This is a genomic window from Halomonas huangheensis, from assembly GCF_001431725.1.
Classification (GTDB): Bacteria; Pseudomonadota; Gammaproteobacteria; order Pseudomonadales; family Halomonadaceae; genus Halomonas; species Halomonas huangheensis.
The window spans coordinates 836,375-861,463 of record NZ_CP013106.1 but is presented as its reverse complement, the minus strand read 5'-3'; the positions used below and the strand labels follow the sequence as shown (position 1 = coordinate 861,463).

Here is a 25,089-nt window from a genome sequence, read left to right as displayed (position 1 = left end):
ACCCCAACACGCCGGGGCTCTGACCTTCAGGTTGCGATTCAATTACGAACGTCGTGAGTCCCCGGCACATGCGGCTCCGCCACGGCGCGATCCTTCACCGGTTGCGCCAGTTCCTGCAGAATGCCGCATTCCGCCGTGGTGCCATGTCCGGCACAGCGTTGGCGCAATGCCAGCAATTGATGTTCCAGACGCTGAAGCTGGTCAATGCGCAGCGCGACATGCTCGAGATGTTCTTCGATCAAGGCATTTGCCTCGTCACAGGGCTGCTCAGGATGATCATGCAGTCCGAGTAGCGTGCGTACCTCGTCGAGAGTCATGTCGAGGGCGCGACAGTGACGGATGAAATCGACACGTTCGGCATGCACCTCACCGTAGAGGCGATAGTTACCGGCACTACGCGCCGGTTCCGGCAATATCCCTTCCCGCTCGTAATAGCGCAGTGTTTCCACCGAACAGCCGGTGCGACTGGCCAATTCTCCAATCTTCATCTGTCACTCCTCTGCGTCTGCTACTGGTCATGCCTGGCAAGGGCTTGACTCTATAGTCACTACAGGGTGTGTCATTCAATCAGCCAACGCAAATGGAGATTGATGATGCCCAGCCATACTTCATCCTCGGAAGAGCTCACCAACACTGCTCGAAACTCGTGCGGCAGCTGCTGCGCGTCACAGTCCTCCAGCTCGGCCGAGAACACCAGCACCGGCGAGAGCAATGTACAGCGCCTGGCACTGATCATCGACGAACTGTGCTGCCCGAGTGAGGAACGTCAGTTACGCAAGGCTCTCGATGACCTGCCGGGCATCGTCGAAATGCATTTCCAGTTCATCGATCGTCGCCTGGAAATCCTGCACAACGGCATCGACACCACCGCAGTTTTCACTCGTATCCGCCAGGCGGGCATGAGTCCACGGGCCGAGCGTGACGTGAAGGAGGCCCCAGAACAGCCTGCATTTCCCTGGCTGAAGCTGATCATCGCCGGCGGTATGGCATTGGCGGCAGAGCTGCTCGGATGGACCGGTCAAGTTCCCGAATGGGGACTCGCCATATTAGCGCTGGCGGCCATCGCGTTGGTCGGGCTCGATACCTGGCGCAAGGGCTTCATTGCCATCCGCCAGGGCAACCTCAATATCAACGCCTTGATGAGTGTTGCGGTTACCGGCGCCTTGTTGATCGGCCACTGGGCCGAAGCAGCGATGGTGCTGGTACTGTTCACGGTTTCCGAACATATCGAAGCACGCTCACTGAGCCGCGCCCGGCAAGCCATTCGCGGCCTGCTTGACCTGGCGCCGCCCCGTGCCCGAGTACAACAGCCGGATGGTGAATGGCGCGAGATCGATGCAGAGCTCGTCCAACCCGGAGACCTACTACGTACACGCGCTGGCGAGCGACTGGCGCTGGACGGTGAAATCACTCGTGGTTATCCATCACTCGACGAATCAGCCATCACCGGCGAAAGCCTGCCACGTGACAAGCAACCCGGCGACCAGGTGCATGCCGGTAGCATCAATCTTACCGGCGAGCTGGAATATCGTACGACACGCATCGCTTCCGACACCACCCTGGCACGCATCATTCACGCTGTGGAACAAGCCCAGGCGCGGCGGGCACCAACCCAGCAGTTGATTGATCGCTTCGCTGCCATCTATACGCCAGCCGTCTTCGTTCTTGCACTTCTGACGGCGGTCGGCTGGCCATTGCTGGGACTCGGTCCCTGGTTAGATGGCGTATATCGCGCGCTGGTGCTGCTGGTGATTGCCTGCCCCTGTGCGCTGGTGATCTCGACGCCTGTGACCATCGTCAGTGGGCTCGCTGCGGCGGCACGCCAGGGGATTCTGATCAAGGGCGGTGCTTTCCTGGAACAGGCCCAGCGGCTGACGCATGTGGTACTCGACAAGACCGGAACCCTGACTGCGGGCAGGCCCGAAGTCGGTGACTGGCAGACACTGGGCAACGTCTCTCGTGAACAGTGCGCCAGCCTCGCCCTGTCCCTTGCCAGCAGCTCCAACCATCCCATGTCGATGGCGGTCGCCGCCCATCTGGAGGGCAGCCCGCTCTCTGAGCTTGAACAGGTCGAGGAGCGCAGCGGGCGTGGCATGGTCGGTCTATATCAGCAACAGACGCTATGGCTGGGCAATGCGCGCCTGGCAAGGGAGCACGGTATAGCACTTGAAAAAGCAGCACTTGATAGCAGCGAGAACCAATCAAACCTGTGGCTGGGGCGTGGTGACGAACTACTGGCAGCCTTCCGCATCACCGATGCTCTACGCGCTACCAGTCAGCAGGCCATCGATCGCCTGCACGCTCTGGGACTCAAGATCAGCATCCTCAGTGGCGACACCGCACCTCGCGTCGAAGCCATTGCCGCGGAACTGGGGATCGATGAGGCGCGCGCCGAGCTGCTGCCCGAAGACAAGCTCGATTATCTGGATCGACAATCGCGTCACATGACCACTGCCATGGTCGGCGATGGCATCAACGATGCACCCGCCCTCGCGCGTGCCGACCTCGGCATCGCCATGGGAGTCGCCGGCAGCGATGTCGCCATCGAAACTGCCGACATTGCCTTGATGGATGATGACCTCGGCAAGTTGGCGCAACTGGTGGAACTGTCGAGGGCCACACGACGCCTACTGCTCCAGAATATTGGCCTGGCCATCGGGATCAAAGTGGTGTTTCTGGCCCTCGCCCTGACCGGCCACGCGACGCTATGGATGGCAGTCTTCGCCGACATGGGCGCCAGCCTGCTGGTAGTGGGTAATGGGCTGCGGATCCTGCGCCACGCCAGATGACGTCAGACACGCCCATTGCCCGCCTCTTGCTGGCGGGCAATGGCCTCGCGCATGAACGCCAGGATCCAGAGTGCCATGAGATCATCATTGATCTCTGACGAGAGAGAGGCCAGCCCCTCGCGAACGCGGGCATCCCCCACCAGGGATCGCCGCAGCTGCATGAGATCACGGGAGTACTCAGGACTGAACTCCGGGTGTCCCTGAACGCCCAGAAAGCAGTCACCGGCCTGAATCAGGTAATTGGGGCAGAACGGACTACCGCCCAGCACCCGAGTATTGTCGGGTAGCCTGGTGACCTGGTCCTGATGGCTGACCAACAGATCAAGCGCATGGCTGGAAGGCGTCATCCATGCTTGCTGTTCACTGACCTGGTTGAACGAGAGGCCCACCCCCCAGCCCTTCGGGCTCTGGATCACTTCGCCGCCCAGCGCGCGGGCAATCAGTTGATGGCCGAAACAGATGCCGACCAGGGGTTTTCCTGCGACCCATAGCTGGCGGACAAAGCCCTCCAGCTTCTCCACCCATGCCAGGCCATCATTGACACCGAACTTCGAGCCCGTCGTCAGCCAGGCATCCACAGCATCAACATCCTCGGGAATATCACCGTCCAGGCAGCGCCATACCTGCCATTCCAGTTCAATCCCTTGCTGCACAGCCGCCCTGCCCAACAGATCAGCAAACATCTGCGGATAGTTGCCATGGCGGTCGCGCAGTTCCTCGGCAACATCATCACACTGCAGCAAGCCAATTCGCATATCCGCCTCCCAGCCCGGGTCTATTGAAAAAGGTTACTCAATACAGCACATCCATGGCTCAGGCCAGAATGCGATTGAACGGTGCAGATAGTTGATCAGCGTCTCCCCTATAGCCTTGCGTTGAGTGCCGCAAGAAAGATATCGCGATAGCCATCTGCGTCAAAGGCAATCGGGTTGGTTGCTGAAGAAGGGTCAGCAACTGCCATCTCACCGACCTTCTCGGCCTGGTTGTCATCGATACCCAACGCACTCAAAGCATGCGGAATCTGCAGGCGCTCGCGCATATCCAACACCCAGTCGATCACTGCTCCAGTACCGGGCTGACGCAGATCGAGATAACGCCCCAGGCGTACCATCTGCTCACCAATGGCCCGTTCGTTGGCCTTGAGCACATAGGGCATCAGGATCGCGTTGAGCGTGCCGTGATGGGCGTCGAACAACGCACCCAACGGATGCGCCAATGCATGCATGGCGCCCAGACCACGCTGGAAAGCGGTAGCCCCCATGCTCGAGGCGACCAACATATTGAGTCGCGCCTCGAGGTCTTCTCCATCGTGCCAGGCGCGTGGTAGGTAATCACGCACCCGGCGCATGCCCTCGACGGCGATACCTTCGGCCATGGGATGGTAGGTGGGAGCGCACCACGCCTCAAGGCAATGAGACAGCGCGTCCATGCCCGTAGCTGCGGTCACCGCAGGGGGCAGGCCTACGGTCAGGGTTGGGTCGAGGATGACCCGCGCCGGTACCATGCCTGGGTGGAAGATGATTCGCTTTACGTGGGCACTATCGTCGGTGATCACCGATGCACGCCCGACCTCCGAACCAGTGCCCGCTGTGGTCGGCACCGCCACGACCGGGACGATAGCGCCGGCGTCAGCATTCTTCCAGTTGTCACCCACATCCTCGAGAGACCACAGCGACAGACCTTCGCGTTGGTTGGCCATCAAGGCAATGGCCTTGGCAGCATCCAGTCCCGAGCCGCCACCGAAAGCGATCACGCCGTCATGGCCGCCACGCCGGAAGACCTCGACGCCGTCGATCACATTGGCTCCGGTGGGGTTGCCCTTGATATTGCTGAATACTGCTACGGTGACGCCTCGCTCACGGCACTGCTCGATCACATCGCCGAGCATCGGCAAGGCCGCCAGCCCAGGGTCCGTCACCAGCAATGGCGATGCCATACCCAGTTCGCGGCATTGATCCGCCAGCTCGGTAATACGGCCAGCTCCGCAGAGGATCGACGACGGATAGTTCCAGTTGGTGGCGTAACAGGAGATATCACTCATGATCACCTCAGGCGTGTTTGAGATGGAAGGATTTGGGGCGGGTCAGGGTGTCGAAACCAAGGCGTGACAACGAGCAGCCACGTCCCGACTGCTTGATACCTGTCCAGGCCAGTTCCGGGTCAAGATAGTCGCAGCGATTGGTGAAGACGGTGCCGGCCTGCAGGCGTCGTGCCAGAGCTTCGCCTACCTCGAGATCACGGGTGAATACCGCGGCTGTCAGGCCGAATTCACTGTCATTCATCAACGCCACCGCGCTGTCATCATCTACAACAGGCATGATACCAACCACTGGCCCGAAGCTCTCTTCATGCATCACCCGCATCGAATGGTCGACGCCGGTCAGTAACTGTGGTGCCAGGTAGGCACTCCCCGGTACCGACAATGGGTAATCACCGGGGTCGATCCAGGCCCGTGCTCCTGCCGCAACCGCCTCCTCGATCTGGCCACGCACGAAATCTGCCGCTGCGGGTTTGACCAGCGGTCCCAGCGTTGTGGTTGGGTCGGTTGGGTTTCCCAGCCTGAGTTGCCGCAGCCAGTCCACGGCACGTTCGACAAAGGCATCATGAATATCCCGGTGGACATAGATGCGTTCGATACCACAGCAACTCTGCCCCGAGTTGAAGAAGGCGCCGTCCATCACTCCATCCACCGCCGCATCGAGATCGACATCGGCACGGATATAAGCCGGATCCTTGCCACCCAGTTCCAGGGCGGTGGCGATGAAGCGCCCCTGGGCATTGCGCTCGACCATCTCGCCGCCGGCCACCGAGCCGGTAAAGGACACATGGTCAATACGCGGGTCGCGTATCAATGCCTCCGTTGCGCTGTGGCTCATATGCAGAAACTGGAATACCCCTTCGGGAAGTCCTGCCGCGTCAAAGGCTTCAGCCATGCGTTCGGCACACAATGGTGTCTGGGCAGAGTGTTTGAGAATTACCGCATTGCCGGCGAGGATCGCCGGTACCACGGCATTCACCGCGGTCATGAAAGGGAAATTCCACGGTGCCACGATCAACGACACCCCCAGCGGCTCGCGAGTGATGTAACGCGTGAACCCGGGTTTGTTCGCCAACGAGATCGGTGCCAACGCCGACTCGGCAAGGCGAATCATGGTGCGTGCACGCTCCTCGAAGCCACCAATCTCCCCTCCGGCCTGACTAATCGGCCGCCCCATCTGCCAGCTGAGTTCTTCGCTCAACGCATCACGACGCGCGACAAAGGCATCGACCATCGCCGCGCAATACCGGCACCGGTCTGCGACCGATACCTCACGCCAGGCGCGTTGTGCAGCTACTGCACGGCCCAGGGCCAATTCAATTGTCCCGACGTCGGCCAGCTCTCGCTCCACGTAGACTGATCCATCCACTGGAGAAATTGTCTGCTGCATTACCATCTTCCTCTCCCGGCAACACGCACGGTGTGCGGTGTTCGCGGCTCCTGATCAGTTGCACCGATATCGGTGACAGAAAGGGGGCCGTTAGATGATTTCGAAGTAACGATCCAACTCCCAATCCGTGATATGTCGTCGGAACTGACGCTCTTCCCACTCGCGTGTCGCCGCGTAATGCTCGACGAATTCATCACCGAACAGCGTCCGTGCAGAACTCGAGGCCTTGAGCCGCTGCGCGGCATCCCATAGCGTGCGAGGCAAGGCCTGGTGCGCTGGATGCTCGACCTCATAGGCATTCCCGGTCACTGGCTCGTCCGGTTCCCAGCTCTGTTCGATGCCGTGCAGCCCGGCACCAATGGCCGCAGCCAGCGCCAGATAAGGGTTGGCATCGGCACTACCCAAGCGATACTCGACACGCTGGGCCTTGGCACTGCCCGGTATCACTCGCAGCGCCGTGGTACGGTTCTCGACTCCCCAGGTGGCATCGGTTGGCGCCCAGAATCCGGGAATCAGACGGGTATAGCTGTTGATAGTCGGCGCGAACATCGCCAGAAACTCGGGCATCAAACGCTGCTGTCCTGCCACAAACTGACGCTGGATGCGGCTCATGCCGTGCTCGGCCGAGCCATCGTAGAAGGCCGAGGCACCGCTATCTCGGTCACAGAGTGACAGGTGGATATGGCCGCTCTGGCCAGGATAATCCGGTGACCATTTAGCCATGAAGGTCGCCATCAACCCTCGGCGCTGTGCCCAGACCTTGGTGAAGGTCTTGAACAGTGCCGCCTTGTCACCAGCAGCGAGCGCCTCGTCGACCCCTAGCGCGGCTTCCAGTACCCCCGGCCCGGTTTCGGTGTGCAACCCCTCGATGGGGAAATCCATCGACTGCGACAAAGCCAGCAACTCATGGTAGAGCTCGGCGTGTACCGAGCTTCTGAGCATCGAGTAACCCATCATGTCCGGCGTCAGTGGGCGCAGATGGCGAAAACCCTTCTCGCGTACCGACTCAGGCGTTTCCTGAAACATGAAGAACTCGTACTCCAGCGCGCCCTTGACGCTGAAGCCCATGGTCTCAGCCCGAGCCAGCACCCGACGCAACAGACCTCGTGGACAAATCCGTTCAGCACGGTCGGTGAACTCCGCCAGAAACAACAGCATGTCGCCTTCGAGGCTCAAATCGCGACAGCTGTCCGGCAGAATGCGCAGGCTGGCGTCAGGGTACCCGGTATGCCAGCCAGTGAAGCGAGTGTTGTCGTAGAGTTCATCCTTGCTGTCCCAGCCCAGCACCACATCGCAGAAAGCGAAGCCGCCTTCCAGTGCCGAGAAGAACTTGTCGCGCTGCATATACTTGCCAACCATGACGCCATCGAGGTCGAACATTCCGACCTTGACGTGGCTTAGCCCGCGTTGTTCGACGATACGCCGGGCGTCCTCGACGTTACGCACATCCCGTGGATTGAGTTGCGCCATATGCTTGTCTCCCGAATTCACACCAGCTACTGAATTCACATCAGCTCCCGAGCCCATCTCCGGGCCTCGACTCTGCTTTCACGATGGCGCCATCCGCAGACGGCGCCATCGTGTTGCTCATCAGGAGTAGCGGTACGGAGGGCCAGCATTCTGCATGGTGGAGCGATAATCCTTGAGGATCTGCACCACCCGCGCGTTGCGCTCGCTCTGCTCGGCAATCTCATCCCAGAACGATAACGCCTCGTCTTCAATGGTCTGCCACTCGGCTTCGGGAATCGAGGTCAGCTCGAGCTTGCCACCTTTAGTGCGGTAGTGGGCCTCGCCCCACCAGTACCAGTGCTGACGATAGTAGTGGGAACTGTCCATACACATACGGAACAGGGTCTTGAGATGATCCGGCAGTTCATCCCAGCGCTCACTATTGGCGAAATAGGATCCTGCCCAGGCTCCAGAGATATTGTTGGTCAGGTAGTAGCTGGAAACATCCGCCCAGCCCACGGTATAGGCCTCGGTGATCCCCGCCCAGGCGATACCATCAAGCTCGCGAGTCTGCATCGCGACTTCGATATCTTCCCAGGGCAAGGTGACCGGCACCACCCCGAAGCGACTCAGAAAACGTCCGGCCGTGGGGAAGGTAAACACACGCTTGCCCTTGAGGTCCTCGATACTGCGAATCGGCTCGCGGGTAACGAAGTTGCAGGGATCCCAGGACCCGGAACCCAGCCAGGTGACCCCTTCAATTTCTCCATATGCCTCTTCCCAGATTTCCTTGAGGCCGTAATGGTTGAACAATGTCGGTACATCCAGGCTATAACGCGAGGCAAAGGGAAAGTAGCCACCGAACACCGAGACATCCACTGGCGCATTGATCGAGTCATCGTCGCTCTGCACCGCGTCGATGGTGCCTCGCTGCATGGCCCGGAACAGCTCTCCGGTGGGCACCAACTGGTCGGAGAAGTACAGCTCGATCTCCATTTCGCCATTGGCCGCCTTGTTGAAGGCATCAATCGACGGTTTGATGACATGTTCCGCCAGAGCGGGACCAGCATAGGTCTGGAGTCGCCAGCGAATCGGTGTCTTCGACTGGGCGTGAACATAAGGTGCCGAAATGCTCGTCGCTCCTACCGTGGCTGCAGTTGCCAGCCCGGCTTTCTTGAGAAAATCGCGGCGATTGGTCATGACAGTCTCCTTGCAGGTTCTTATGTTGTACGAGTTATCTGCATCAAACATTCATGGTCGCCAGCAAGCCCTGCGGCCTCGCTCAGCGATCCCTTTCACTGCACGGAAGCGCAGCGGGAGCGCCACGTTTCCTGCCCAGTAATCACTCACCAGTAGCTGTAAACCGGTAGCTGTAAACCGGTAGCTGCAAACCGGTAGCTACGACCTCGTTGTCAGTAATCAATAATCACGCACCAATTCCGGTAGCCACAGCGCCAGCTGCGGGAATGTCGTGATCAATGCCAGTCCCAGCAGCATGATGCCGACAAAGGGCCACACGCTACGGTAGATATCCGCCAGACTGACCTCGGGCGGTGCCATGGCGCGCATCAGGAACAGGTTGTACCCGAACGGCGGCGTCATATAAGCGATCTGCACGGTGATGGTATAGAGCACGCCATACCAGATCGGATCGAAGCCGAGGCTGATGACCAGCGGTACGTAGAGGGGTGCCACAATCACCAGCATGGCGGTGTCGTCGAGAAACATGCCCAGCAGGATGTAGGACAACTGCATCATCACCAGTATCTGCCACGGACTGAGACCCAGACGATCAAGAAATACCGATTCAATGGCACGCACGGCGCCAAGACCATCGAATACGGCGCCAAAACACAGCGCCGCAAGAATGATCCACATGAACATGCAGGTGATGCCCAGTGTTCTGCGCACCGTGGTCTCGATGACCGCCAGCGTCAGCCGACGCTTGGCCGCTGCGGCAATGGTCGCCGCTGTCGCGCCTACGGCAGCACTCTCTACCAGGCTGGTCACGCCCATCACGAACAGCCCAGTCATGCAGAAGAAGATCGCCAACGGCATGATGCCGGCACGCAACAGCGCGAGCTTCTCGCTCAACGGCAGATTGCGCTCCTGCTCAGGGAGTACGGGCCCCAGACTCGGCTGAATACGGCAGCGGACAACGATATAGAGGACAAACATACCCGCGAGGATCAGCCCCGGAATGGCGCCGGCCAACCACAACTGACTGACCGGCTGCCGGGCGATCATGCCGTAGAGCACCAGCACCACACTGGGCGGTACCAGAATGCCCAGCGAGCTGCCCGCCTGGATGACACCGGTCACCATGACCTTGTCATATCCACGACGTAACAGCTCCGGTAGCGCAATGGTCGCGCCGATAGCCATCCCCGCAACACTCAGGCCATTCATCGCCGAAACCACCACCATCAACCCGATGGTGCCCACGGCCAGTCCACCGCGAAGGTTGCCCATCCAGACGTGGAACATCTCGTAAAGTTCGGAGGCAATGCCCGACTCGGACAGCATGTAGCCCATGAAGATGAACAGCGGCAGCGTCAACAGCGGATACCAGTTCATCAACTGAATACTGGCGCTGAACGGCATCTCCATGCCGCCGTTCCCCCACAGCGCCAGGGCCGCAGCGGCACCGACAAAGCCGATCATGCCGAACACCCGTTGACCGGTGAGCAACAGCACCATCATCGAGGAGAACATGGTCAGCGCGATCATTTCATAGTTCATGACGGCTGCTCCTCGTCGAGGTCATCTCCGTCAAGGCGCTCACCGCGCAGCCGCGCAATATCCTTGAACAACGTCGAGATGCTCTGCAGCAACATCAGCAGCACGCCGAAGGTCATGATCGCCTTGATTGGCGCCAGCGGCGGTGCCCAGGAGGAGTAGTTGGTTTCACCATACTTGATGGCATAGCTGGTGCTGGATATACCGCCAGCCATCAGCACTACGAGGAAGAAGATCAACAACAGGATGGTAAAGACATCAACCCAGGCCCGAGTACGCACAGACCATCGGGTGTAGAACAGGTCCATGCGCACGTGGTCACCAAGCTGCATCGAGTAGGCGCCGCCGAGCAGAAAATAGGCCACCATCAGAAACTGTGAAACCTCGACGCTCCACAGCAGTGGCTGATCCAGCACGGTGCGTGACACCGAGGAATACAGCAACACTCCGATCATGATGAAGATCAGGTACATGACAATACGGCCGACGCGACGATTGAAGCGATCGACATAGCGCACATAGAGGCGTATCGCTGCCGGCATATACGGCTCTCCCCGAAGACCTGGCGGATTTACCTGAGTCTTGGTTCAAGCGTAACGAAACCGCCATTTGCATCGATTTCAACGCGAGTGCCGCTATCGATAAAATCGATACTGCACCGAAATAGGGCAGCTACAAGCTACAAGCTACAAGCTACCAGCGACGAGCTACGAGCTACGAGCTACGAGCTACGAGCTACGAGCGCAGTATGGCGTGATGCAGGTAGTGTCATCACGGCTCGTTACCCATCACTCAGCGATAGCTGTGGCACCATCCAGGGCAAGTACGTCTCCAGTTCCTCGACAAAAGCGCCACGCAGCAGGCGCCGTGCATCTCGAGCCAGTTGCGATGGCAGTCCGCCCAGTTCATCACGCCTCGCCACCAGTGTCAGCTCACGTTCAAGCGGCGCGACCGGCAGCGGTTCTACCCGCACCTGAAGGTGATCGAGTCCTGCCTGATAAAGACACAGAGGTGTGGTGATGGTAAATCCCGTGCCATCACTGACCGTCTTGAGTAGCGCACAGGTATTGTCGAGATGGATCCGCGCCGACAGCTCGACGTTCGCCAGGCGTAGGTGCCGCTCGATAGCCTGACCGATCAACGAGTGAGGCACATAGCGAATGAACTCCAACTGGCGTGACAACCAACGCAGATTATTGGCCGGCCCCTGCCAATCGCGCGGCAATACCAGAACAAAGGGCTCTCGCAGTACAGCATGACGCTCCAGCCCGTCGTAATTCTCCAGCCGGTCATCGGAAATGATCACATCGACGTGCCGGGTCAACAGAGAATGCCCATGCATATGGGATAGTCCGGTGGTCAGGGTATAATCCCGTGTATGACGCCGAATGACCTCGATCAGCGGACGACCGACGGCGGTGGCCAGCGAATCGACCAGCGCCAGACGCATCTGGTGCAACTGACCGAAGGCACCGCAGATCAATTCGCGTCGCGTGTCTCGGGCATCGCTGAGCAAGCGGCGAGCGCGGTCATAGAAGAAGCGACCCGCGCTGGTGGGTTCGAGGGGACGTGATCGCCTCTCGAACAACGCCAGGCCCAGGGCTTCCTCGAGAGTCGCCAGACAGTGGGATACAGAAGACTGTGTCAGCCCCAGATGATCTGCTGCAGCACTCTGGCTACCACGTTCAAGTGTCTCGACGAAGATCTCCATGCTGCGCAGGTCAAAGCCAAATCCATTACGCATACTGTTACCTTCTTGTCATTATTGTTCTCGTCGTTGAACTCATGGCCGCCAGATCAGTCTATCTGGCGATTGGAATATCCGGGAGTCCTTGATGAATCATGCCACTGCTACACAGGCGCAACGTCTGCGCCCCTCTTCAGCATGGACGGGTTGGGGGCAGTGGTTGGCACTGATCACCATGACGTTTGACCATGTTGCTCGCTACCTGGCCACCGATGCGTGGGGAATGGGCTGGGTCGACAGCAGTATCGGACGCATCGCCTTCCCGCTGTTTGCTGGCATGGTCGCCTGGCATGGACTGTTCAACACCCGTGATCCGCTGCGTTATGCGCGCAGGATCATGGTCATTGGTCTGGTGGCCCAACTGCCCTATCAGTTGATGCCACGCGAAGCGATATTCCAGCTCAACATCTGTTTCACTCTAGCGCTGGGCCTGATGGCCGGACACTGGCTGGAGCAGGTCGCGCAACGCACGGCCCGCGGCGAGCTTGGCCTCGTCCGACTGTCACTGGAAACATTTGGCGTCATCGCCGCCTGGTACGTGGCTGGCTTCTGGTTCGAGTATGGCCACGAAGGATTACTGTTGGTACCGCTTTACACGCTGGCCATTGGTCAGATTCAGCGCGGCGGCAACTCACCGCTGCAGCGTCTCGGCGCCTTGTTGGCAGCACTGCCCGTGTTGCTGCTGGCAGGGATGATGAACAGCTCCGAGATGGCCAAGTCGATCACCGTGATCACAACCCTGACTGTGCTGGCGTTGGCTGCCGGTGCCTGTAGCCTGGTGCCCAATGTGCAATGGAAGATGCCGCGACGCATGTGGCTGGCCTGGTACCCCGCTCATTTCGCCGTCATCGCCGCCATTCTGCTGTACCTGGGACGCGCGGCCTATCCGTAATATTGGCTACGAGCTACGAGCTACGAGCTACGAGCTACGAGCTGACCAGTGTCGCTCCATCGCTCATGGACAAAAGCCTGGCAGAGGGGGGCTCGGTGCAAGAGTAGCGTGCTTGAAGCCCGGTGCTGGCTGTCATCACCTTGCGTCTGGCTTCGTCGTATCCTGCTCGAGCAGGAATACCTTGAAGGCCTGCCATACCGGGCTGCGATAGCGGCCCGGGTGCCATACCAGTGAGAAATGCCGAGTCAGCGGCAGGTCATGTGACAGCGCCTTGAGCTCACCACGCTGCAGCTCGCCACGTACACTGAGGTGAGACAAGCATCCCAGGCCGAGTCCCGCAGCAACGGCCTGCTTGATCGCCTCGTGCTGCCCCAACTCCATTCTTACCCTTAATCGCGTAACCCTTGGCAACACCGCCGCCTCCAGCACTTCTCGCGAGCCAGAACCGGGCTCGCGCAGAATCCAGCTCTCGCGATTGAGCCCCTCGTCATCGATGGCTCCCCCCTCGGCCAACGGATGATCTGGCGCACAGACAATCTGCATACGATCCTCACACCAGGCTTCACTGGCCAACCCCGGCTCGTGACAGCGCCCCTCGATCAACCCGAGATCCGCCTCGAAACGCTGGATATCGGCAATCACTTCACCGGTATTACGTAGCCGCAGGCGTAGATCGACTGCCGGATGCAGGCCACCGAACTTCCCGGCTAGCGGAGGCAACAGGTAGGTACCAATGGTAGCGCTGGCAGCAATCACCAACTTGCCTTGCAGGGCATCATCCGGCTCACGTGCCGCAACGACAAACTCCTGCAGTTGATCCAGCATCTGCTCCGCTCTGGGGAGTAATTGGTGACCGAGGTCATTGAGCGTCAATCGCCGGCCCGGACGTTCGAACAGCACCACGCCAAGTTGCCGCTCGAGGTCTGACAACGCCTGGCTGGTCGCCGATTGCGACAGGCTGAGCCGGTCTGCAGCGGCAATGACCGTCCCCAGTCGAGCCACGGCAACGAAGACTTCCAACTGACGCAGCGTGATGTGAGATCGCATATCGGTTTTACCGAATTAGGGTTTCGTTATTTGCTGATAACTTTACAGCATAAACAACTCTAGACTGCCAAGCATGCAATTCGACAAGGATCATCATCATGTGGCAAGGCCTGGTATTGTGCGCACTGCTCACCCTCGGCGGAACCGCTCTCGCCCACTTGCCAATGTTCGAGCCACTGGGTATCAGTCCGCTGGTGTTCGCGTTGCTGCTCGGCATCATTGTCGGCAACCTGCCGCTCCAGCGATGGTTGACCCACACCGATTCAGGTCTCAACTTTGCGACTCGCTGGTTGCTGCGCGGAGGCATCGTGCTGTTCGGCCTGTCACTGACCTTCCACCAGGTCTTTGAACTCGGTCCACGGGTGGTGGTGCTGGATGCACTGGTGATCACCACGGTGTTGATTGTCGGTTATCTGGTGGGAACGCGAGTACTGGGCATGGACCCGGAAACCACCTTGCTGACCAGCGCCGGTAGCGCCATATGCGGTGCCGCTGCTGTACTGGCGACTGAATCAACCATTCGTTCGAAGCCTGCTGCAGCCTCGATGGCGGTCGCTACCGTGGTGTTGTTCGGCTCGGTTGCGATGCTGGCCTATCCACTGCTTCATGCCTGGCTGGGCGTCGATGAGCAACTGTTCGGTATCTATATCGGTGCCACCATTCACGAGGTTGCTCAGGTCGTCGCTGCTGGGGATGCCGTGGGGCCTGCGGCGCTGACCAATGCGGTGATCGTCAAACTGATGCGGGTCATGATGCTGGTGCCCTTCCTGCTGATCGTCGGCCAATGGTGGCTGCGTCATCACGTCCCGGAAACAGCAGAACACGGCCGGACAAAGCTGGTAATTCCCTGGTTTGCACTGGGCTTCATCGTCATGATCGGCGTCAACAGCCTGGTAGCAATGCCGGGAGTGGTCCACGACGGTCTGGTCAATCTGGGACAGTTATCACTGACCATGGCCATGGCTGCGCTAGGGATCGGCACCCGCATCGAGCGCCTCAAGGCGCTCGGTTGGCAACCCTTCGTACTGGCGCTGATCCTGTTTGTACTGTTGATGGTCGGTGGTGGCGCAGCGAGCTGGCTGTTGATGGGCGTGTAAGAAGGAAGAGGAAAGAGGAAAACCGTAACCGGAAGCCGTGAGTCCGAGCTGCAGACCCTGAGTAGTCCAGTGCCAACCCGTGGAGTACGGGCAGAAGCCGGGGGTCAGGGGGCACTTACCGCTTATAACTTACAGCTTATAACTCTGCCCTCTCCCCTCTTCCTTACTTCCTTCTTCCCTCTTGAAGCTGTAGCGCTTTATCCCCTTTCGAAGCTGAAGCGTACCTCAGGCGCATCCGGCACCAGCGCTGCGCAGGCGCGCACCTTGTCGAGCAGCTCGGCATGGTTGTCAGCGACCAGATTGATATGACCGAGCTTGCGACCGGCACGTTCGCTCTTGTCGTAGCGATGCAGGTGCGCATGCTTGATCGCCAGCACTTCGGCCGAGTCGGGTTCGCGACCAATCACGTTGACCATACAGGTCGGTGCCAGCGCTTCGGTATCGCCCAGCGGCAGCCCCTGGATCGCACGCAGATGATTCTCGAACTGGCTGGTTACTGCGCCATCCATGGTCCAATGGCCCGAGTTATGCACACGCGGAGCCATCTCGTTGGCCAGCAGACTGCCATCGGCGCACTGGAATAGCTCCAGCGTCAGTACCCCAACGTAGTCCAGCTCATCGAGCAATGCGCGTATATAGCCATCGGCACAATGCTGAACCGCCTCGTCCAGATCCGGCATCGGCGCCAGTGAATAGCGTAGGATGCCATCCACGTGGACATTCTCGGCCATGGGATAGAACACCACCTGGCCGTCCTGACCACGCACGGCAATGATCGAGACTTCTCGCACGAAATCGACAAAGGACTCGACGATCAGACGTGGATGGTTGATCCGTTGCCAGGCCTCAGCGGCATCTGTCGGGTCACGCAGCACCGCCTGGCCCTTGCCGTCATAGCCTTCAGTGACCGACTTGGCGACCACTGGCGTGCCCAGTTCACGGGCTGCCGCTTCCAGAGCCTCGGCACTCTCCACCAGCCGATAGGCTGGCGTGGGAATCGATAGGCGATCGAAAAGCGCCTTCTCCTCGGCACGGTTCTGGCACACCCGAATAGCCTCACTGGAGGGGTACACCGGACGCTCGGCCTCAATGGCCTGCACCAGTGATACCGGAAGATGCTCAAATTCGTAGGTCACCAGGTCGACACTCGCCAGAAAGCTATCGAGGTGCCGCTGATCAGTATCGATCATGACATCACCGATACCAACGCTGGGATGTCCTGTGGTATCCAGAAAGGTAAAGCGGTTGGCCAACGGATAACCGGCCAGAGCCAGCATGCGTCCGAGTTGCCCCGCGCCGAGCACGCCTATCTTCATGTCCTGTTCCTCATTGCTACTCAAGCCTGACTCGGATCCGGATTATCGAGCACGTTTCGAGTCTGCTCGGCGCGGAAGGCTTCCACCGCCTCGCGTACCGTCACATCACTGGTACCGATGATCTGCGCAGCCAGCAGACCCGCATTGGTGGCGCCCGCCTTGCCGATCGCCAGGGTACCGACCGCCACGCCGCCAGGCATCTGGACGATGGACAGTAACGAATCCAGCCCCTTGAGTGCCTTTGACTCGACCGGCACACCAAGCACCGGCACCGCGGTCTGGGAAGCCACCATACCTGGCAGGTGTGCTGCTCCGCCGGCTCCGGCGATGATCACCTGAATGCCTCGCTCGGCGGCGCTCTTCGCGTAGTCGAACAGCAGGTCTGGTGTACGATGGGCCGATACCACCCGGGTTTCGTAGTCCACACCAAGACGTTCCAGCATGGCCGCAGCATGCTCCATGACCGGCCAATCGGATTTGGATCCCATGATCACACCAACGCGAGGTGATGGGTGGCTTGACGACATCTACAGCTCCTCGAGAACAACGATTCAACGGCAATTATTTTGCCGTAATAAGTGAACGATCGGGAAACCGCATAGTCTAGCAGAGCCAGGGGGTGTATACCTCACCACAAATGTACCCCGTCTCCATATCGCGACAAACTGATGCATGCTTGTTGCAGAGTCCTCTGCCACAGTACATCACCTGTCCCGAAAGAGGCCGATGAATACCCGGCGGGTAATCGTTCTACACCGCCAACTGAATCAGGAGAAAGACCATGAAACGCTCCCTGTTGCTGATAGTCGCATTGAGCTCCGGGCTGGCACTGGCGGGCTGCAATGATGGGGATGGCGACACGGCCAATGCCGACAGTGGCCAGGACGACACGCAACAGGCCGCTATGGCCAACCAGCAGACTATTTCCGGCACCCTGAGCTTTACCGAGAGTGGCGAAGCGCTACCGGAAGACGCCGAGGTCACCTTGAGTCTGAGTGACGTTTCGCTTGCCGATGCCCCAGCGAAGCTTATTGTCGAGAAATCCATTGATGTGGAGCAATTGGCACCGACTGACTTCACTCTCGCCTACTCTGCCGACGATGTGGTGGTCAACCATGCCCATGGAGTGCGTGCGCAGATTCATGATGAAGATGGCAACCTGTTGTGGACGACCACCGACGCCAACCTGGTCAAGGTCGGCAACGATTCGGATCAGGCTCCCATCACCGTGATCCTGCATCCGGTCGGCCCGGATGGTTCAGTGAAAACAGCAAGCCTGCAACAAGCCCAGGAACAGTTGCTGTCCAGTGGTGACGAGCCAAATGCCGCCGAGCAGGAAGTTGTCGAATCGGCCAACCCCGAGGCCGTCAGCGAAGAAGTGGATGATATTCAGGAGCCCAGCGCGGCCGAAGCCGCGGAAGCCGCCCCTGAAGACAGCGTCGAGTCTCCGCAATCATGATTCTCTGATCCTCGCCACTCGCATACGCAAACAGCCCATGCCGTGATTGGCATGGGCTGTTTGCGTTTTTCAGTTCATCTTCCCCCGTGTCAGGCGGGTTCGGCTCTACTGCGTGACGACCACCAGTTGAGCATGATGACTGCCAGCATCACTGCCGCACCGCCAACGTCATAGATCAGTGATGGCGTGAACACACCGACAATGGCCGGCAACAACAGTAGACGCTGCCAATTGGGCAGGCGAGTGAACAGGTAACCTTCCAGTACCGCCGCAAAGGCCCCCAATGCCAGCAGCCCGGTAATGCCTTTCCAGATCACGATCACAGTCGGTCCGCCGATGATGATCTCCGGGTTGTAGACCATGAACAGCGGTACCAGATACAAGCCCTTGGCAAACTTCCACGACTGGAAACTGGTTTCCATCGGTTTCGAGCCAGCAATCGCCGCGCCAGCGAAACCTGCCAGAGCAATCGGTGGCGTCACATTGGAATCCTGGGAGTACCAGAACACCACCAGGTGAGCGACCAGCAACGGCACCCCGAACTCATTGGCCAACGCCGGACCGACCAGCACGATCAGTACGATATAGCTGGCAGTCACCGGCAGCCCCATGCCCAGCACCAGGCTGGCCAGCAATACCATGACCAGCGCCAGCAACAGGTGGCCACCAGAAAAGGCCAACATCATGGCCGAAAACTTGAGCCCCAGCCCAGTCAGACCGACCACCCCAACGATGATACCGGCCACGGCACAGGCCATGGTAACGGCCACTGCATTGCGCGCGCCCAACTCAAGCCCCTCGACAAATTTGAGCAGACCATTGCGGCAGGCCAGCATAAGTCGTTCAGCGGTCACCGGCTGCCCTTCCGCCTTCGGAGCCACGAACAGGAACCACACCGCAAAGCGCAACACGGCCACCAATAGCATGCAGACGATGGCGTAGTAGCCAACCCGCATCGGCGACATGTTCATCATCAGCAACCATACCAACACCACCAATGGCAGCAGGAAGTGCCAGCCATTCCTGAGCACATCGCTCATCTGCGGCAGTTCATCCTTCGCCATGCCTTGCATGCCCTGCTTGAGCGCAATGATATGCACGAACAGGTAAACCGTGGAGAAGTACATGAACGCCGGCAGGATGCTGACCTTGACGATCTCGACGTACGGTACCCGAGTGTATTCAGCGATCAGAAAGGCACCCGCCCCCATCAGCGGCGGCATGATCTGACCACCCGTCGAGGCTGCCGCCTCGATACCACCAGCCTGATGTGGCTTGTAGCCAAGACGCTTCATCAACGGAATGGTAAAGGCGCCCGTCGTCACCACATTGGCAATGGCGCTACCGGAAATCGAGCCCATGCCCGCCGAGGCAAGCACCGCCGCCTTTGCCGGACCACCACGCTGACGCCCTGTTGCCGCATAAGCCAGATCAATGAAGAACTTGCCAGCCCCGGTGATCTCGAGGAAAGCACCAAACAATACAAAGATGAAGATATAGGTCGCAGCGACCCCCATTGGCAGGCCGAAGATTCCCTCCTGGCCCAGGTAAAGCTGGCCAACCAGGCGATCGAGATTATAGCCGCGATGCTGCAGGATGCCGGGCATCCACTCCCCCAACCAGGGAAGCTCACCGCGAGGACCGGCGAAGGCATACATGATGCCGACAAGGCCTATGATGGTCATGCCGAGTCCCACAGCGCGACGACTGGCCTCGAGAACGGTGACCGTGGCGATGATCCCGACCGTGATATCCGTCTCACTCCAGAAACCGGCACGCGAGAAGATCTCGTCGAGGTTCAGAGCCAGGTAGCCGCCGGTCAGGACCGCACCACAGAAGAACGCCAGATCAATTGCACCACCAATGATGCCGCGATCACGATGTGGTCCCATCAGCGGGTACATCAGGAACGCCAGCATCATGATCAGCGCAAGGTGGATACTACGCTGATAAAACAGCCCGAGAGGCGTGATGCCTGCGGAATACAACTGGAACAGGGACAGTGCCACCGCCACCAGCGTGATGGCCCAGAGTATCAGGCGCGAGTGATTGGCTTCGTTACCCGGCACAACAGCAGAACTGGGGGTATCACTCATCAAGGGTCCTCCCGGCTTGTGATACGGAACAATTCCGGCCGCAAGCCATGATTATTGTGAGGGGCAGCATTGAATTTTCTCGCCGTCCTGAATGTTTTCGAAAGCACAGGGAACCAACGCCACCGTCACCGCCTGATTGGCTGCCAATTCACTGATGCTGATCGGCGTCTCGGCAGCCGGAAGCGATGCCGGCAACGAATCACCGCAGGTCTCGCGGGCATGCTCGATCAGCGTCTCCAGCATCGGCTGGCCACGACTGACCAGGCGATGATCGACACGCATGGCTCCAACGCGCAGGCGATAGCGATTGCCGGGCACTGGCTCGTCAATATCTTCGATCCAGTAACCATCTTCCCCATCCGATACCTGACGGCCACGTCCGAGCACGTGGTCCAGTCCGGCGGCAAAGTCCGGGAGATGGCTGCGCTCCAGCACCATGTTATCGCTGACGTTACGATAGCAATCCAGTACCTCGAACCCCTCCACCGAATGGTTCCAGGCGAGACACCAGCCTGCGCCTTCGGGCATTGGAACACTGATCAGGGCAACGCCATCCTCAGCAGTAACCTGCAACCATGCAGCGTGAGACACCTGTGCGGAAACTGGCAGCATGGCGATTCCAGACAGAGTTCCCATCCCCAGCGCAACCAGGGCGGGCCTGATGGCCCGCCCCAGCAAATACTTCGAGTTTCCGAACTTACGCATCAAGGACGCTGCTTGTCCTGAATCTCTGCGCCCGCTTCTTCGTAATAGCGCAATGCACCGGCATGGAACGGAATCGGCGTTGAATCCACCGAGAATTTCACCGTGGTATCGTTGGCCGCCGGGTGAATCGCAATCAGCTCATCGGTATGCTCGAACAGCGCCTTGGTGACCTGATACGCCAGCTCTTCATCCATCTCACTGCTGGTAATCAGCACATTAGGTACGCCGACCGTCTGTACTGGCTCCTCCATACCCTCATAGAGACCCGTAGCCAGCTCATAGGGAGCGAACACCGGTTCCTCTTCGCGAGCATTGGTCATTTCCTCATCGGTCAGGCCGATCAGGCGCACGTCACTAGTCGTTGCAAGGTTGAGGATCGAGCTGGTGGGCGGACCAACACTCCAGAAACCGACATCGATGTCGCCATCACGCAGCGCATCAGCGGTCTCATTGAAGTTGAGGCGACGAGCATCGAAGTCGTCATAGGTCAGGCCGTTGGACTCGAGAATCGCCCGGGCATTGAGCTCGGTGCCGCTGCCCGGGGCTCCGACGGAAACCACCTTGCCGGCCAGGTCGTCCAGAGAATCGATACCGGAATCGGCCATGGTCACGATCTGTACGGCGTTGGGATAGATCGAGGCGATGGCGCGAATGTTGTCGAGCTGGCGGCCTTCGAAGTCACCGGTCCCGGTATAGCCCTGATACACGGTGTCAGCGAGCGCCAACGCGAGGTCGGAATCACCGCGCCACACCAGCCCCATGTTCTCCACCGACGCGCCAGTGACCTCGGCCACGGCATCATAACCTTCGATATGGTTCTTGATCAGCTCAGCGAGACCACCACCATAGGGGTAATAGGTACCACCGGTGCCGCCGGTGGCAATGGAAATCTGTTGCTGGGCTACCGCCGCCTGCGCTGAGAGCAATAGTGACGCTGCCACTGCTATTTTTATAGCTCGCATGTGTTTCCTCCGTCCCGACCTGGGGACTTGTTGTTGGTCGTTGGCCTTGTGGGCGTACTCAATGTATCAGCCATCAACATGATACGTAGTTGGATGTCTGAGGTTGGTCATTTCCCTTGTCGCCAGTTCGGTACCGAAAACCAGCTCCAGGGCTTGCTGACTCAAGACCACATGAGTCAGCCTGCTCCCCTCCATGTTTATCGAACGTCATTCGCTCCTGCAAGCTAGCAAGTGCCTGGATGCGTTGCCACATTTGCCCTTTCGACGCTGAGTCAATGCAACGCTACCGGTTTTCACACCTGTCTCTCGACTTGCTCTCGCACCTTGCCAACGATATGCGCACCGATGGGAATGGCCGATGTCGCTGCCGGAGAGGGCGCATTACCGACATTAACGGTTCGTGGTGTGTTGACGAACAGAAAGTCATCGACCAGTTTTCCATCACGCGAAACCGCCTGCGCCCGCACCCCGGCAGGCCAGGGCTCGAGATCCTCCAGCTCAAGACTCGGGCAATACCTGCGCACTTCATCGAGATAGCCACGACGCGACAGCGAGTTCTTCATCTCGTGCATGCCAGGTTTCAGATGGCGCCACAAGACCTTGAGCAACCCCGGATGAGTGACCATGCCCGCCAGGTCTCGGGGCGATACATCGCGACGCCGATAGCCCTCTCGAGCCAATGCCAGAACCGCATTGGGGCCCACTGTCACACTACCATCGATCATGCGAGTCAGATGCACGCCGAGGAATGGCATGCTGGGATCGGGAATCGGATAGATCAGATGATTGACGATCTGACTGTGCTGGTCAGCAAGGCGGTAGTACTCACCTCGGAACGGACAGATGGTGAAGCCCGGTGCCTGTCCCAGCATGCGGATGATCCGGTCGGCCATCAGCCCGGCACAGGTCACGAGATAACGCGTCGAATGAGTCTCACTCGACGTCGTCACCAGCACCTCCTGACGGCGTTCCTCAAGCGAGGAGACCGCCTCGCCATAGCGAATCACTCCACCCTGACGCTCGAACTCCTCGGCCATGGCCTGCGTGACCAGGGAATAATCAACGATGCCACTGGACGGCACGAAGATCGCACCGACACCTGCAATATTCGGCTCTCGCTCAGCCAACTGCTCTGCACTCAGCCACTCGCGCTCCAGGCCATTGGCTGCAGTGCGATCCCACAGCGCCTGCATGCGCTCAACTTCGAGGGGATTGGTCGCCACCAGCAACTTGCCGCAACTTTCATAGGGAATCGCATGCTCATCACAGAAGGCCTTGGTGGCACGGTTGCCCTCAAGACAGAATTGCGCTTTCAGGCTACCGGGGGTGTAGTAGACACCCGCATGGATAACACCACTGTTGTGACCACTCTGATGGCGAGCAGGCCCCTGCTCCTTCTCCAGCAACAGCATGCGCTTTTCAGGGTAGGCCCGTTTCAATTGCATGGCGGTGGACATCCCGAGAATACCACCGCCAATAATGATGAAATCGTACATTGAAATACTCGTTGTTGATCCGACCACAGGCTCCGCCCCAGCGGCGGGATAGCTTGCAGGCGGCTCATGAACAATTCATTACCCGCCCCCCATCTATAACTCAGACCAGTGGCCTTGAGCCAATCAACGCACAGAGCAGCGCCACTACTCCTTCGCTAGTCGAGCAGACCTCATCCCGCTATTCACTTCTGCCCTGCACGCACCTCACGTCGCATCTGACGTGCACTGAAATCGGTGCCGTAACGCTGTCGTGACCAGAGGTACAAGCCCAGACCCAACGCCATCCAGCCAGCAAACAGGGCCCACTCGATGGGCTTGAGGGCCGAAGGACTACCGGGCATATACAGACCAATCAGCGCCAGCGACAGGAGCACTGCTGACCAACCGACCAGACGCGGATGGCGCACACGGAATGGCCGCTCCAGGTCGGGTTCTCGGCGACGCAGAATGACGAAAGACAACGAAACAAACAGATAGGCGATGACAATACCAAGCCCTCCGGCGACAACCAGCCAGACCATCGCGGAACGCCCCAGCAATGGCGCCAAGCTGGAGAGAATGCCGATCAGCAGGATGGCATTGACCGGCGTCCGATGGCGCGGATGCAGCTTGCCGAGAAAGGCCGGTAGCATACCGCAATGCGCCAACGCATAGATGGCGCGGGAACCGCCAATATAAAAGGCATTCCAACTGGTCAGGATACCGGCAATACCCGCCAGTACCATCAGCTTGCCCGCCCAGGGCGCCTGGAAGACCGCCTGCATGGCATCAGGCACCGCCAGATCACTGTTGGCCAGGGCCTTGGGGGACAGCATCAGTGAAGTGCCGAAAATGATCAGCGCGTACCAGAATACCGCGAGGATAACCGACACCATCAGCACCCGACCGATCTCGCGAAACGGCAGATTGATCTCCTCAGCCGCCTGCGGAATCACATCGAAGCCGACAAACATGAACGGCACCATGATGATCACCAGCATGATCCCGCCTACTACGCCGTTCTCGGCATGGAACAGGGGTTGCAAGGTTCCCAGCTCTCCTTCGAACAAGGCCCCGGAAATGAACATCACACCGACCACAAGAATCAACAACGTAACGACCTTCTGGACCAATGCCGCTGTACGCACACCGACATAGTTGATCAGTGTCATGATGATCGAGCCCGCCATGCCCACTGCCACCCAGGTCGCCTTGACGTCCCAATCGGCGATGGTCCACATATGACCCACCGCATAGGACGGAAACAGGTACTCGACCACCGTTGGTAGTGCCACCGCTTCGAAGGCCACCACACTGACATAGCCCAACACAATGGCCCAGGTACACAGAAAGGAAGCAAAGTGGCCCATGGCCCGGTAACTGTAGACGTGCTCTCCCCCAACCTGAGGCATGGCAGAGGCCAGCTCGGCATAGGTCAGCCCAACCAGCACGATCACCAGACCACCAAGCAGGAAAGCCGACATGGCACCGACACTGCCAGCCGAAACGATCCAGTTGCCGGTCATTACAATCCACCCCCAACCGATCATGGCCCCGAAGGCCAGCGCCAACACGTCTGTTCGCGCCAGCACCCGAGTCAATTCCGAAGGACGTGAGGTGTCGCTCATATCGGTTACCTCCTTGAACTCTTGCTCTCTATCCAGTGAGAAGCAGGTGAGCCTGTTGTTGTTATGTCTGAAATTCAAAATATCATACAGAAACAAGGAGTATCGACGTTTTTCATCGTGGCCTGATGTCCCATTCAGCATGCTTCGGCATGAAACTGCCGTAGATTCAGTACTTCACACAAGGCGCAAGAAATATGGCACAAAACGAGCAAATCAGGACTAGCGAAAGGTTGCAAAAGGTTGCATGCTGTAGGTGTCAA

At 59.0% G+C, this 25,089-nt stretch carries 21 protein-coding genes; 4 read left to right on the top strand and 17 right to left on the bottom strand.

What is annotated here, in order from left to right; genetic code table 11:
* Positions 1–38: 38 nt before the first annotated feature.
* On the bottom strand, positions 39–488 hold the full coding sequence (gene cadR, locus AR456_RS03925; protein ID WP_021820051.1) for a Cd(II)/Pb(II)-responsive transcriptional regulator: 450 nt from the start codon (positions 486–488) through the stop codon (positions 39–41).
* A gap of 102 nt (positions 489–590) precedes the next feature.
* Between cadR and AR456_RS03920 the strand changes: the two genes are divergently transcribed.
* Positions 591–2,789, top strand: a complete 2,199-nt coding sequence (locus AR456_RS03920) for a heavy metal translocating P-type ATPase (RefSeq protein ID WP_216635837.1) — start codon at positions 591–593, stop codon at positions 2,787–2,789.
* Between the two features lie 2 nt (positions 2,790–2,791).
* Here AR456_RS03920 and AR456_RS03915 read toward each other — a convergent pair whose 3' ends face one another.
* From AR456_RS03915 to AR456_RS03880, 8 genes are all read right to left on the bottom strand, one after another.
* On the bottom strand, positions 2,792–3,544 hold the full coding sequence (locus AR456_RS03915) for a glutamine amidotransferase-related protein (RefSeq protein WP_021820049.1): 753 nt from the start codon (positions 3,542–3,544) through the stop codon (positions 2,792–2,794).
* Between the two features lie 107 nt (positions 3,545–3,651).
* Positions 3,652–4,830 carry an iron-containing alcohol dehydrogenase gene (locus AR456_RS03910; RefSeq protein ID WP_021820048.1) on the bottom strand — a complete coding sequence of 393 codons (1,179 nt, stop codon included), beginning with the start codon at positions 4,828–4,830 and terminating at the stop codon, positions 3,652–3,654.
* A 7-nt stretch (positions 4,831–4,837) separates the two neighbouring features.
* Positions 4,838–6,223: an aldehyde dehydrogenase family protein gene (locus AR456_RS03905; RefSeq protein ID WP_031208441.1), complete on the bottom strand. Its 1,386-nt coding sequence runs from the start codon at positions 6,221–6,223 to the stop codon at positions 4,838–4,840.
* 84 nt (positions 6,224–6,307) lie between these two features.
* Positions 6,308–7,687, bottom strand: a complete 1,380-nt coding sequence (locus tag AR456_RS03900; protein ID WP_021820046.1) for a glutamine synthetase family protein — start codon at positions 7,685–7,687, stop codon at positions 6,308–6,310.
* Positions 7,688–7,807: 120 nt separating this feature from the next.
* On the bottom strand, positions 7,808–8,866 hold the full coding sequence (locus AR456_RS03895; protein ID WP_021820045.1) for a TRAP transporter substrate-binding protein: 1,059 nt from the start codon (positions 8,864–8,866) through the stop codon (positions 7,808–7,810).
* Positions 8,867–9,085: 219 nt separating this feature from the next.
* Entirely contained in the window at positions 9,086–10,408 is a 1,323-nt protein-coding gene (locus AR456_RS03890; RefSeq protein ID WP_021820044.1) for a TRAP transporter large permease, read from the bottom strand.
* Entirely contained in the window at positions 10,405–10,947 is a 543-nt protein-coding gene (locus AR456_RS03885; protein WP_021820043.1) for a TRAP transporter small permease subunit, read from the bottom strand. Before AR456_RS03885 ends, AR456_RS03890 begins: the two co-directional genes overlap by 4 nt.
* A 239-nt stretch (positions 10,948–11,186) precedes the next feature.
* Positions 11,187–12,149, bottom strand: a complete 963-nt coding sequence (locus tag AR456_RS03880; protein ID WP_021820042.1) for a LysR family transcriptional regulator — start codon at positions 12,147–12,149, stop codon at positions 11,187–11,189.
* Between the two features lie 91 nt (positions 12,150–12,240).
* Here AR456_RS03880 and AR456_RS03875 point away from each other — a divergent pair, with 91 nt between their 5' ends.
* The gene (locus AR456_RS03875) at positions 12,241–13,044 is read left to right on the top strand and encodes a TraX family protein (RefSeq protein WP_021820041.1); all 804 of its coding nucleotides are present in this window, start codon (positions 12,241–12,243) and stop codon (positions 13,042–13,044) included.
* Between the two features lie 135 nt (positions 13,045–13,179).
* Here AR456_RS03875 and AR456_RS03870 read toward each other — a convergent pair whose 3' ends face one another.
* Positions 13,180–14,091: a LysR substrate-binding domain-containing protein gene (locus AR456_RS03870; RefSeq protein ID WP_021820040.1), complete on the bottom strand. Its 912-nt coding sequence runs from the start codon at positions 14,089–14,091 to the stop codon at positions 13,180–13,182.
* A gap of 98 nt (positions 14,092–14,189) precedes the next feature.
* Between AR456_RS03870 and AR456_RS03865 the strand changes: the two genes are divergently transcribed.
* Positions 14,190–15,188 (top strand): YeiH family protein, encoded by a 999-nt coding sequence (locus AR456_RS03865; protein ID WP_021820039.1) that lies wholly within the window; start codon positions 14,190–14,192, stop codon positions 15,186–15,188.
* A gap of 197 nt (positions 15,189–15,385) precedes the next feature.
* On the opposite strand, the gene AR456_RS03860 is transcribed toward AR456_RS03865, so the two are convergent.
* Entirely contained in the window at positions 15,386–16,504 is a 1,119-nt protein-coding gene (locus AR456_RS03860) for a 5-(carboxyamino)imidazole ribonucleotide synthase (RefSeq protein ID WP_021820038.1), read from the bottom strand.
* 20 nt (positions 16,505–16,524) lie between these two features.
* Positions 16,525–17,031, bottom strand: a complete 507-nt coding sequence (gene purE / locus AR456_RS03855; protein WP_021820037.1) for a 5-(carboxyamino)imidazole ribonucleotide mutase — start codon at positions 17,029–17,031, stop codon at positions 16,525–16,527.
* A gap of 254 nt (positions 17,032–17,285) precedes the next feature.
* Here purE and AR456_RS03850 point away from each other — a divergent pair, with 254 nt between their 5' ends.
* A complete protein-coding gene (locus tag AR456_RS03850; RefSeq protein ID WP_021820036.1) occupies positions 17,286–17,963 on the top strand; it encodes a YbaY family lipoprotein in 678 nt (225 codons plus the stop codon).
* Between the two features lie 89 nt (positions 17,964–18,052).
* Here AR456_RS03850 and AR456_RS03845 read toward each other — a convergent pair whose 3' ends face one another.
* The 5 genes from AR456_RS03845 to AR456_RS03825 all read right to left on the bottom strand — a co-directional run bounded on the left by AR456_RS03845 (position 18,053) and on the right by AR456_RS03825 (position 24,829).
* Positions 18,053–20,059 (bottom strand): TRAP transporter permease, encoded by a 2,007-nt coding sequence (locus tag AR456_RS03845; protein WP_021820035.1) that lies wholly within the window; start codon positions 20,057–20,059, stop codon positions 18,053–18,055.
* Positions 20,060–20,110: 51 nt separating this feature from the next.
* Positions 20,111–20,764 carry a DUF1850 domain-containing protein gene (locus AR456_RS03840; protein ID WP_021820034.1) on the bottom strand — a complete coding sequence of 218 codons (654 nt, stop codon included), beginning with the start codon at positions 20,762–20,764 and terminating at the stop codon, positions 20,111–20,113.
* Positions 20,764–21,726: a TAXI family TRAP transporter solute-binding subunit gene (locus AR456_RS03835; protein ID WP_031208435.1), complete on the bottom strand. Its 963-nt coding sequence runs from the start codon at positions 21,724–21,726 to the stop codon at positions 20,764–20,766. Before AR456_RS03835 ends, AR456_RS03840 begins: the two co-directional genes overlap by 1 nt.
* Positions 21,727–22,019: 293 nt before the next feature.
* Positions 22,020–23,222 (bottom strand): L-2-hydroxyglutarate oxidase, encoded by a 1,203-nt coding sequence (gene lhgO, locus AR456_RS03830; RefSeq protein ID WP_021820031.1) that lies wholly within the window; start codon positions 23,220–23,222, stop codon positions 22,020–22,022.
* Positions 23,223–23,404: 182 nt separating this feature from the next.
* Positions 23,405–24,829, bottom strand: a complete 1,425-nt coding sequence (locus tag AR456_RS03825; protein WP_021820030.1) for an APC family permease — start codon at positions 24,827–24,829, stop codon at positions 23,405–23,407.
* Positions 24,830–25,089: the final 260 nt, after the last annotated feature.

Excerpts from the sequence above, each read along its gene's own strand:
- AR456_RS03845 (WP_021820035.1), bottom strand. The coding sequence starts at position 20,059 with ATGAGTGATACCCCCAGTTCTGCTGTTGTGCCGGGTAACGAAGCCAAT.
- AR456_RS03905 (WP_031208441.1), bottom strand. The coding sequence starts at position 6,223 with ATGGTAATGCAGCAGACAATTTCTCCAGTGGATGGATCAGTCTACGTG.
- lhgO (WP_021820031.1), bottom strand. The coding sequence starts at position 23,222 with ATGTACGATTTCATCATTATTGGCGGTGGTATTCTCGGGATGTCCACC.
- AR456_RS03835 (WP_031208435.1), bottom strand. The coding sequence starts at position 21,726 with ATGCGAGCTATAAAAATAGCAGTGGCAGCGTCACTATTGCTCTCAGCG.
- AR456_RS03915 (WP_021820049.1), bottom strand. The coding sequence starts at position 3,544 with ATGCGAATTGGCTTGCTGCAGTGTGATGATGTTGCCGAGGAACTGCGC.
- AR456_RS03870 (WP_021820040.1), bottom strand. The coding sequence starts at position 14,091 with ATGCGATCTCACATCACGCTGCGTCAGTTGGAAGTCTTCGTTGCCGTG.
- AR456_RS03890 (WP_021820044.1), bottom strand. The coding sequence starts at position 10,408 with ATGAACTATGAAATGATCGCGCTGACCATGTTCTCCTCGATGATGGTG.
- AR456_RS03900 (WP_021820046.1), bottom strand. The coding sequence starts at position 7,687 with ATGGCGCAACTCAATCCACGGGATGTGCGTAACGTCGAGGACGCCCGG.
- AR456_RS03850 (WP_021820036.1), top strand. The coding sequence starts at position 17,286 with ATGAAACGCTCCCTGTTGCTGATAGTCGCATTGAGCTCCGGGCTGGCA.
- AR456_RS03840 (WP_021820034.1), bottom strand. The coding sequence starts at position 20,764 with ATGCGTAAGTTCGGAAACTCGAAGTATTTGCTGGGGCGGGCCATCAGG.
- AR456_RS03895 (WP_021820045.1), bottom strand. The coding sequence starts at position 8,866 with ATGACCAATCGCCGCGATTTTCTCAAGAAAGCCGGGCTGGCAACTGCA.
- AR456_RS03920 (WP_216635837.1), top strand. The coding sequence starts at position 591 with ATGATGCCCAGCCATACTTCATCCTCGGAAGAGCTCACCAACACTGCT.
- AR456_RS03885 (WP_021820043.1), bottom strand. The coding sequence starts at position 10,947 with ATGCCGGCAGCGATACGCCTCTATGTGCGCTATGTCGATCGCTTCAAT.
- AR456_RS03875 (WP_021820041.1), top strand. The coding sequence starts at position 12,241 with ATGAATCATGCCACTGCTACACAGGCGCAACGTCTGCGCCCCTCTTCA.
- AR456_RS03825 (WP_021820030.1), bottom strand. The coding sequence starts at position 24,829 with ATGAGCGACACCTCACGTCCTTCGGAATTGACTCGGGTGCTGGCGCGA.
- purE (WP_021820037.1), bottom strand. The coding sequence starts at position 17,031 with ATGTCGTCAAGCCACCCATCACCTCGCGTTGGTGTGATCATGGGATCC.
- AR456_RS03860 (WP_021820038.1), bottom strand. The coding sequence starts at position 16,504 with ATGAAGATAGGCGTGCTCGGCGCGGGGCAACTCGGACGCATGCTGGCT.
- cadR (WP_021820051.1), bottom strand. The coding sequence starts at position 488 with ATGAAGATTGGAGAATTGGCCAGTCGCACCGGCTGTTCGGTGGAAACA.
- AR456_RS03880 (WP_021820042.1), bottom strand. The coding sequence starts at position 12,149 with ATGCGTAATGGATTTGGCTTTGACCTGCGCAGCATGGAGATCTTCGTC.
- AR456_RS03910 (WP_021820048.1), bottom strand. The coding sequence starts at position 4,830 with ATGAGTGATATCTCCTGTTACGCCACCAACTGGAACTATCCGTCGTCG.
- AR456_RS03865 (WP_021820039.1), top strand. The coding sequence starts at position 14,190 with ATGTGGCAAGGCCTGGTATTGTGCGCACTGCTCACCCTCGGCGGAACC.